The sequence below is a fragment of the Pseudomonas emilianonis genome (assembly GCF_023072625.1).
GTDB classification, from domain to species: Bacteria; Pseudomonadota; Gammaproteobacteria; order Pseudomonadales; family Pseudomonadaceae; genus Aquipseudomonas; species Aquipseudomonas paraveronii.
This window is the reverse complement of record NZ_JAKNRV010000251.1, coordinates 1-7,743: the sequence shown is the minus strand read 5'-3', so window position 1 is coordinate 7,743 and position 7,743 is coordinate 1. Positions and strand designations below refer to the sequence as shown.

11 protein-coding genes are annotated in these 7,743 nt (G+C 58.4%); 4 read left to right on the top strand and 7 right to left on the bottom strand.

The window, feature by feature from the left end:
- Positions 1-270, bottom strand: a 270-nt coding sequence (locus L9Z73_RS21190; RefSeq protein WP_247405057.1) for a sel1 repeat family protein, incomplete at its 3' end; no start/stop codon positions are given.
- A gap of 457 nt (positions 271-727) precedes the next feature.
- Between L9Z73_RS21190 and L9Z73_RS21185 the strand changes: the two genes are divergently transcribed.
- The 4 genes from L9Z73_RS21185 (at position 728) to L9Z73_RS21170 (ending at position 3,896) form a co-directional block, all read left to right on the top strand.
- Positions 728-1,033, top strand: a complete 306-nt coding sequence (locus L9Z73_RS21185; RefSeq protein WP_247405053.1) for a hypothetical protein — start codon at positions 728-730, stop codon at positions 1,031-1,033.
- 443 nt (positions 1,034-1,476) lie between these two features.
- Positions 1,477-1,701: a hypothetical protein gene (locus L9Z73_RS21180; RefSeq protein ID WP_007898912.1), complete on the top strand. Its 225-nt coding sequence runs from the start codon at positions 1,477-1,479 to the stop codon at positions 1,699-1,701.
- A 280-nt stretch (positions 1,702-1,981) separates the two neighbouring features.
- On the top strand, positions 1,982-2,464 hold the full coding sequence (locus tag L9Z73_RS21175) for a hypothetical protein (RefSeq protein ID WP_247405050.1): 483 nt from the start codon (positions 1,982-1,984) through the stop codon (positions 2,462-2,464).
- A gap of 145 nt (positions 2,465-2,609) precedes the next feature.
- Positions 2,610-3,896, top strand: a complete 1,287-nt coding sequence (locus tag L9Z73_RS21170; RefSeq protein ID WP_247405048.1) for an OmpP1/FadL family transporter — start codon at positions 2,610-2,612, stop codon at positions 3,894-3,896.
- A gap of 65 nt (positions 3,897-3,961) precedes the next feature.
- Here the strand turns inward: L9Z73_RS21170 and L9Z73_RS21165 are convergent, their stop codons facing one another.
- The 6 genes from L9Z73_RS21165 to cobC all read right to left on the bottom strand — a co-directional run bounded on the left by L9Z73_RS21165 (position 3,962) and on the right by cobC (position 7,683).
- Positions 3,962-4,513: a glutathione peroxidase gene (locus L9Z73_RS21165; protein WP_247405045.1), complete on the bottom strand. Its 552-nt coding sequence runs from the start codon at positions 4,511-4,513 to the stop codon at positions 3,962-3,964.
- Positions 4,514-4,547: 34 nt separating this feature from the next.
- A complete protein-coding gene (locus tag L9Z73_RS31225; protein WP_269816499.1) occupies positions 4,548-4,670 on the bottom strand; it encodes a hypothetical protein in 123 nt (40 codons plus the stop codon).
- Positions 4,667-5,866, bottom strand: coding sequence for an MFS transporter (locus tag L9Z73_RS21160; RefSeq protein ID WP_247405060.1), 1,200 nt, complete (start codon positions 5,864-5,866; stop codon positions 4,667-4,669). Before L9Z73_RS21160 ends, L9Z73_RS31225 begins: the two co-directional genes overlap by 4 nt.
- A gap of 63 nt (positions 5,867-5,929) precedes the next feature.
- On the bottom strand, positions 5,930-6,334 hold the full coding sequence (locus tag L9Z73_RS21155; RefSeq protein WP_247405041.1) for a MarR family winged helix-turn-helix transcriptional regulator: 405 nt from the start codon (positions 6,332-6,334) through the stop codon (positions 5,930-5,932).
- Between the two features lie 42 nt (positions 6,335-6,376).
- Complete coding sequence (locus tag L9Z73_RS21150; RefSeq protein WP_247405038.1) at positions 6,377-7,105, bottom strand: adenosylcobinamide-GDP ribazoletransferase; 729 nt, start codon at positions 7,103-7,105, stop codon at positions 6,377-6,379.
- Between the two features lie 2 nt (positions 7,106-7,107).
- Entirely contained in the window at positions 7,108-7,683 is a 576-nt protein-coding gene (gene cobC / locus L9Z73_RS21145) for an alpha-ribazole phosphatase family protein (RefSeq protein ID WP_247405035.1), read from the bottom strand.
- Positions 7,684-7,743 lie beyond the last annotated feature (60 nt).

Here is a 7,743-nt window from a genome sequence, read left to right as displayed (position 1 = left end):
GGCCAGGCGCAGGAGGTCGTGGCCGATGCGGCGGTCGCGGGCATTACCACATTCGCGGCACATCAATTGGCCAAGTCGGCTTTGCGCGGCGACGACGCCGTCACGGGCCGGCTGTTTGAGCAAGCGCCCGGCAAAATGTTTGACGTTGGTGCTGTGGCCTAGGCGCGGGCTGTCGAGCAACCACAATGCGACTTTCAAGGAGAAACGCTTGGGTGGGGTAACAGCCGGAGGGGTGTCGGTAGCAGAAGGTGACACTGAGCGAAACTTCATAAAGCACTGCGGGACAGAACGGAAGGCGCGCCACTCTACTCTTTTTTTCGTACAGGTAAAGCCGAAAAAAACCTGCACGCCCGTGCTAGAGCAAGCGCTTGGGACAATCCACAGAAGCTGTGGATAAGTCAGTGGACAACCCACCTTTAACTCGCGCAAAGCCCCATGGAATGGGGGCCGCAGTCAAACTGACGATTTTTTCACCAATAAAAAAAAGCGATATTTTTCATTGACTTAAATTTTCATTGCAGACTGACGGAGCCGGTTCGAAACACTTGACAGGCCGGTGACACCTACTGTGAACAATGTGTACACCCCCCTCTTCCCTGGTTATATCGCCGGTATTTTTTGATCCGATACTGCTTGAATATGTTACCGGCACGGCCAGGCAGGGACTTTTCAAATTCAGTACAGGTCGCCACACTGCCCCACCTACAACGCAACCATGTGCGGGTCGATGAAAGGAATTCTGTTATTCACAGTGTTGTTGCTGGCTATCTGCGCGACCTCCCTGGGAATCAATGCCGCACTACCCTCACCCGACGGCGCATTGTTCGCCATCGCGATCCTGCTCTCCGCGGCGTTCACCGCCATCAGCCTGTGTATCGAGTTGGGCGAGGGCCGGATCAATGACATGGGCGATGTCATGAAAATGATCGAAACCGGCCAGTCCCTGCGCCTGACCCTGGCCGCGTATGCGCTGGGCTCCTCGCTGGCGGCAGCCGTCACGGTGCTGGTGTATCACGGGTTGCTGGAGGGCTGACTGAAGTTTTTTTGCCTGCACGCTTCCATTCCCCGCTTCGATCCGTTACTATCCGCAGCGTTAGTACCAAGCTGAAAGTCAATTCTGGTCGAACAACTCCCCTGAACAACACGGGATCGGCCACCTTGATGGTTTCCAGGTATCACTTACGACGACACTGCCTTTGAACAAGCAAAGGGTGTCGCGAAGTATCAATACTCTGACCGAACCAACCTGCCAATTGATCAGGATCTTCACCCTGGGCCCAGAACCTTTGCCCCTGTTGTGTTGCCTGCCCTCCTAAGTACCTACCTGCCAGCCCAAGCGCGCCTAAACTATTAGCGCTTCAAACTGGCTGCTTTGTTCCAGTCGGGTTCTTCGTTCGATCAATGGTGATCGACGTCACTGGAACGTTTTAACGTTGCGCGGTTCTTAACCGTGTTATTTGTAGGAACACCAATAATATGTCCACTCAAATCCATACTCAGGATGCCATTCGCACCCTCACCAACGCTTTTGCACCAATGAACTGTCTGATCATGGCCGCTCGCAAAGGCTGCTTCAGCTTCACCCTGGTCAACGAACACGGTATCGCTCGTCACAGCGAACGCCTGTACCCCGATCAATACTCCAGCGCAGAACCGCTGCAGGCCGTGATCGAGCGTACCCGTCAGGCACTGGTTGCCTGATCGACCCGAGTTGCTGAAACACAAAAACCCTGTTTAAAACGCAGGGTTTTTTATTGCCTGATATTCAGGATTTGAATGTTTTCACTCAGCACGAATCGATATAAACGTTATAACTGATTAAAGAAGATGTTTTAAAAACAGTCCTTTACAGCACGAATATGACACTACACTTCAACTCAAGCGGCATGATCCGCTTACGACGGGCCTGAGATCCGATCCACCGCTGCCAAGCCCCCACCCGCTCAGGCTTCGTCGACCACTTTCACGGATTGAGGCGAGTATGGGTATCGCTGCCAGCGAATTGTGTCGTTATGTGATCAAGCCGACGCTTATTTACCTCGGGCGCCACGACCAGACGGCTGAATCTCTGTTGCTGGGCATTGCCGCCAGCCAGTCGGAACTCGGCTCCGCCTTGCACGACCGTCGCGGCCACGGCCTGTATAGCATCACCGAACCACGTCACCGCGCCCTATGGGACACCTACCTGGCGCTGGACCCGGAACGCGCAAGCCTGGTGCGCGGCCTGGCCAGCCAGCATGCTTTCCTCAGCGCGCCCCAGCTTGAGCTGACCGTTAACCTGCGTTACGCCACGGCCATCGCCTGGCTGCTGGTGGAACAACGGCGCCTCGTCTTGCCCGCACAGGGAGATGTATTGGCCATGGCGCGTATCTGGAAAGAAATATTTCACCCTCAAGGCCGTCTTCGCGATTTCACCCATGCCTGGAAATCCTGTGTTTCATCCATGAATCAGGTGGCTTGCTGATCAGGAAATTTGCAATATTCGCTAAAAAGTCGCTATTTTGGTAGGATTGTCCTACAAAACAGCTCTATCTCCAGTGTTACAGCCTATAGCGTGATGTGTAATTTATTGATACTTTCCGCTGCGGTGATCACACGGAGTTCTAATAATGAAAAAAGTAATGCTCAAGACCACACTTAGCCTCGCCGTTGCCATGGCCTCATCCCACGTCTTCGCAAGTGGCTTTGCCCTTAACGAACAAGACGTCGCCGGGATGGGTACGGGCTTCGCAGGACGCTCTTCCACTGCCGAAAACGCAAGCACTGTCTATGGTAACCCTGCCGGTATGGCTCGCCTGGAAGGCCAGCAAATTACCGGTGGTTTCGCGGTGATTGATGCCTCGACCAATATCAAAGATGCCGGTGGCCGTTCCAGCGGGACGAACAAAGGCGACATGGTGCCTTTCACTGGCGTACCTTTTGGCTTCTACACCAACAAACTTAACGATCAATGGGCTATCGGCTTCGGTGTTTATGCACCGTTCGGCCTGAAAACCGACTACGAAAGTGGTTTCCAGGGTCGCGGGTTTGGCAGCAAGAGCGAAGTCTCGGTCATCACCTTCCAACCGACCGTCAGCTATGCGTTCAATGATCGCGTATCCATCGGCTTTGGTCCGACCATCAACCGTATCGACGGCACCCTGGAATCGCGCCCAAGCCTGGCAGGCCTAGGGATCCCAGGCGACAACAAGGTCAAAGTCAAAGGCGATGATACAGCCCTGGGCTTTAACGCCGGTATTCTGGTTCAAGCCACCGATACCACTCGCGTTGGCCTGACCTACCACTCGCAAGTGAAGTACAAACTCAAAGGCCACACCGAAGTCACCAAAGCTGCCACGGTTCCATCGGTGGTGCTGGCCAACAACCGCTACGATGCGTCATTGAAAGTCGACACCCCTGAATCCTGGGACCTGTCGGTCACTCAAGATCTCAGCGACGCCTGGAAACTGTATGCGGGTGCAACCTGGACTCGTTGGAGTCGCTTGAAAGACATCACCATCAACAACGAAGGTGTGACAGCAGCTAGTGGCGGTGCGCTTGCACCTACGCTCGTCGGCACTATCACTGAGCCGCAGAACTGGCACGATACCTGGGCTTATGCCCTGGGTACCTCGTATCAGGTCACCAAGCAGGTGGTACTGCGTACCGGCCTGAGCTTCGACCAGTCGCCAACCAACAACACCGATCGTTCGCCACGCATCCCTACCGGCGACCGGACCATCTTCAGTGTGGGTATGGGTTACGCAGTGATGGATAACATGACCGTTGACGTGGCTTACTCCTACCTCAAGGAAGAGCCGGTCAAAGTCAACAAATCCAACGCGCTGGGTTCCTACAGCTCCAAATACGAAAACAGCGCCAACGGTTTCGGCCTGGGTGTGACGTACAAGTTCTGACCTGCTCGCGCATAAGAAAGCCCCGCGCTCCTGCAAAGGAGGCGGGGCTTTTCAATGGGCGACGATCAGGGTTTCGAAGCTAACGCCTCTTCCACCGCCTTGAGCAAGTCCGGGCTGTCCGGTTTGGTCAGGCTGGAGAAATTGGCGATCACCTTGCCCTGGCGATCCACCACGTACTTGTAGAAATTCCACTTCGGCGCGCTGCTCTGCTGCGCCAGTATCTTGAACAGATGCACGGCATCCGGCCCTTTGACCGTCTGCGGCTCAGTCATGGTGAAGGTGACGCCATAATTCACGTAGCAAACCTTGGCAGTTTCCTCACCGGTCTTGGCTTCCTGCTTGAAGTCATCGGAAGGCACGCCAATCACTTCCAGGCCCTGGCCCTTGTAGCGCTGGTATAACGCCTCGAGGCCTTTGAATTGCGGCGCAAACCCACAGAAGCTGGCGGTATTGACGATCACCAGAGGCTTGCCGGCAAAGCGCTGGCACAGGTCGATGGATTCCTTGGCGCGCAACTTGGGCAACTGCCCCTCCAGCAACGGCGGGCAACTGGCGGCCATGGCCGCACCGCCAAAAGCAGCCATCAGGACGGGTATTGCAAGCCAGCGCATCTGCATGTCGTGTGTCCTTCAAAGGAGTCAGACCACGAACTTAACAGATCGACATACCCAGTTGCATCAACGCCAGCCCACCGCGCTGCCAGCCCCACCACGCCAGAAGCAGCAGAAGCGTTGCCGCCCCTGCCCCAACCAGCCAATAGCCATTGGAACTCATGCTACCTCCATCTGCGTCTGCAACCGCGCCACCGGCCGCTCACGCACCGGCCAGTTCAGGGCGGCGGCGAGCAGGCTCAAGAGAATCGCCACTTGCCAGATCAAATCGTAGTTGCCGGTTCGATCATAGACCACCCCACCCAACCAGCCGCCGAGGAACGAACCGAGCTGGTGGAACAGGAACACGATCCCACCGAGCATCGAGAGGTTTCGCACTCCAAACAGCGTCGCGACCGTACCATTGGTCAGCGGCACCGTGGACAACCACAAAAAGCCCATCGCCATACCGAACAGGTAGGCCGAGATTTCAGTCACCGGCGCCCACAGGAACAGCCCGATCACCACCGCCCGCAACAGGTACAGGCCGGTCAGCAGGCGCGGCTTGGACATGCGCCCGCCGAGCCAGCCGGCGGTATAAGTGCCGAAGATATTAAACAGGCCGATCAAGGCCAAGACGGTGGTGCCGGTAGTCGCCGGCAAATGCTGATCGACCAGGTAAGCCGGCAGATGCACGCCGATAAACACCACCTGGAAACCGCAGACGAAAAAACCGAACGCCAGTAGCCAGAACCCGGAGTGGGAGCAGGCTTCCTTCAGCGCTTCACGCAAGGTTTGCTGGCCGGCCATGACAGGCAGCGGCCGATCCTTGAGCATGCTCACCAGCGGCAGAATCAGCGCCACCATCAAGCCCAGCGCCAGCAGTGCCGCCGACCAACCCAGCCAACTGATCAAGCCCAGGGTGCCCGGCACCATGGCGAACTGGCCGAAAGAACCGGCGGCACTCGCAATGCCCATGGCCATGCTGCGTTTTTCCGGCGGCACGGCACGGCCGACCACGCCCAGAATCACCGAGAACGAGGTGCCGGAAAGACCAATACCAATCAGCAAACCGGCGCTCAACGACAGCGACCACGCCGAATCGGACATCCCCATCAGCACCAGGCCGACGGCGTACAACACACCGCCAACCAACACCGCCTTGCTCGCCCCAAAGCGGTCGGCCAGGGCACCGGTGAACGGCTGTGCCAGGCCCCAGATCAGGTTCTGTAAGGCAATGGCAAAGGCAAACGTCTCACGCCCCCAGCCGAATTCGGCGCTCATCGGCGCCAGGAACAGCCCAAAGCCATGCCGCACACCCAGGGACAACGCCAGGATCAGCGCACTCCCCACAAGAATCCAGCCACTGGTGCGCCACATCGAGGTCATTTCTTATTCTCCATTTACGGGTATATACCCGCTTGTAGTCAAACAAACCCGTGTTCAGGCGAGTTCATCCAGCAAGGCCAACAGGGTTTCGCGTTTTTCCGCGCCTAACCGATCAATCAATTTCTGCTGCGCCGCCTCCCAGGCCGGCAAGGCCGCTGCCAGTCGCGCCGCGCCGGCTTCGGTCAACAGCACCAGGCGGTTGCGCAGATCGTCGCCCTCGACCAACCGCACCAGGCCTTCGCCTTCCAGTACGCGCAGGTTGCGCCCCAAAGTACTGCGATCCAGCCCCATGGCGTCGGCCAGGCTGGAAATACTCGGCTGATCGAGACGCTGCAGATTGCACAGCAAAGAATACTGGGCGACGTTGATCCCGAAGCCGTCGAGAGCGCCGTCGTAATGCCTGCTGACGCCACGGGCGGCGCGTCGCAGGTTGGTGCATAAACATTGGGAGGCAAGCATGGAACGTGTATATACCCGCGATTCAGCAAATGCAAGCAAGTGTTACAGCGCCAGACCGACCAGAACCGCCACTTCCAGCAACTCCAGCAGCGCGCCGGCGGTGTCGCCCGTGGTGCCGCCGAGGCGCTTGACCATCAGGTGGCGCAGGCCGATAAAGCACAGCGCCGCGAGCAGGACCGCAATCCCGCCGCTGAAACCAGCGATCAGGAGGCAGGCCAGGCCGCTGAGGATCAGCACCTGCTGGCCGACAATCCTCGGTAAGTGATCCGACAATGCCTGGCCCAGTCCTCCTGCACGCACATAGCGCGTGGTGAGAAACAGCGCGAGCATCGAAGCACGCCCGATCAGCGGCGCGAGGATCAGTGCTGCGCCATTGTGCTGTTCGATCAGCGCTACCAGCGCGGTGAACTTGAGCAACAACACCAGGCCGAGGGTGACCACGGCGATCGGCCCGCTGCGTGGGTCTTTCATGATGCTCAGGGTGCGCTCACGATCGCCAAAACCACCGAGCCAGGCGTCCGCGCTGTCTGCCAGCCCGTCCAGGTGCAAACCGCCACTGAGCAACACCCAGGCCGTCAGCAACAGCGCTGCGTGCAGCAACAACGGCGCGCCCGTCAACGCGAGATTCAGTCCCCACAACAGCAGGCCGAACAGCAAGCCCACCAATGGGTAAAACAGCAGTGAGCGCCCCAGTTCCTGCGGTTGCGGCATGCCCGGCAGACGAATTGGCAGGCTGCTCAGGAACTGCAGGGCGATCCAGAACGGCAGCATGTTCAGCGCCCTTCCTTCAGCACGCCGTCGGCCGCGACCTGCAGGCTGAACAGCGCGCCATGGCCGACTTCGACATTCAGCAATTGCGCTCGGGGCAAACCGCGCGCCTGGGCCAGCAGCAGACGCATCACCCCACCGTGACTGATCAACAGCACACGCTGGCCAGCATAAGCCTGATGCAAGCGTGAGACCGCGCCGAGGACCCGTTCGGAAAAGTCGCTGACACGTTCGCCCTCTGGTGGTGTGAAGCTATAGGGATCAGCCCAGAACGCGCCCAGCCCTTCGGCATCGGTCTCCATCAACGCCGCTGCGCTCTGCCCTTCCCAGGCGCCGAAGTGCAATTCCTGCAGAGCCTTTTCCAGGCTCACTGGCACGTTGAGTGTTGCGCCGAGCTCTTGTGCAAACCGCGCACACCGTTGCAGCGGCGAACTGATCAGGCGATCCCACGGGCCCTGCTCGGCCACGGCAGCACGCATTTGCGCCCAGCCGTTTTCGGTGAGCGCATCGTCGAGGCTGCCGCGCAGGCCACCACCCAATTCGGTTTCGCCGTGGCGCAGCAGGTCCAGGTACAAGGTCATGCCGGGCGGTCCGCCACAGCGGCTTCAGCAAATGTGGCCATCTGCCCGTGCAGCGCGCAG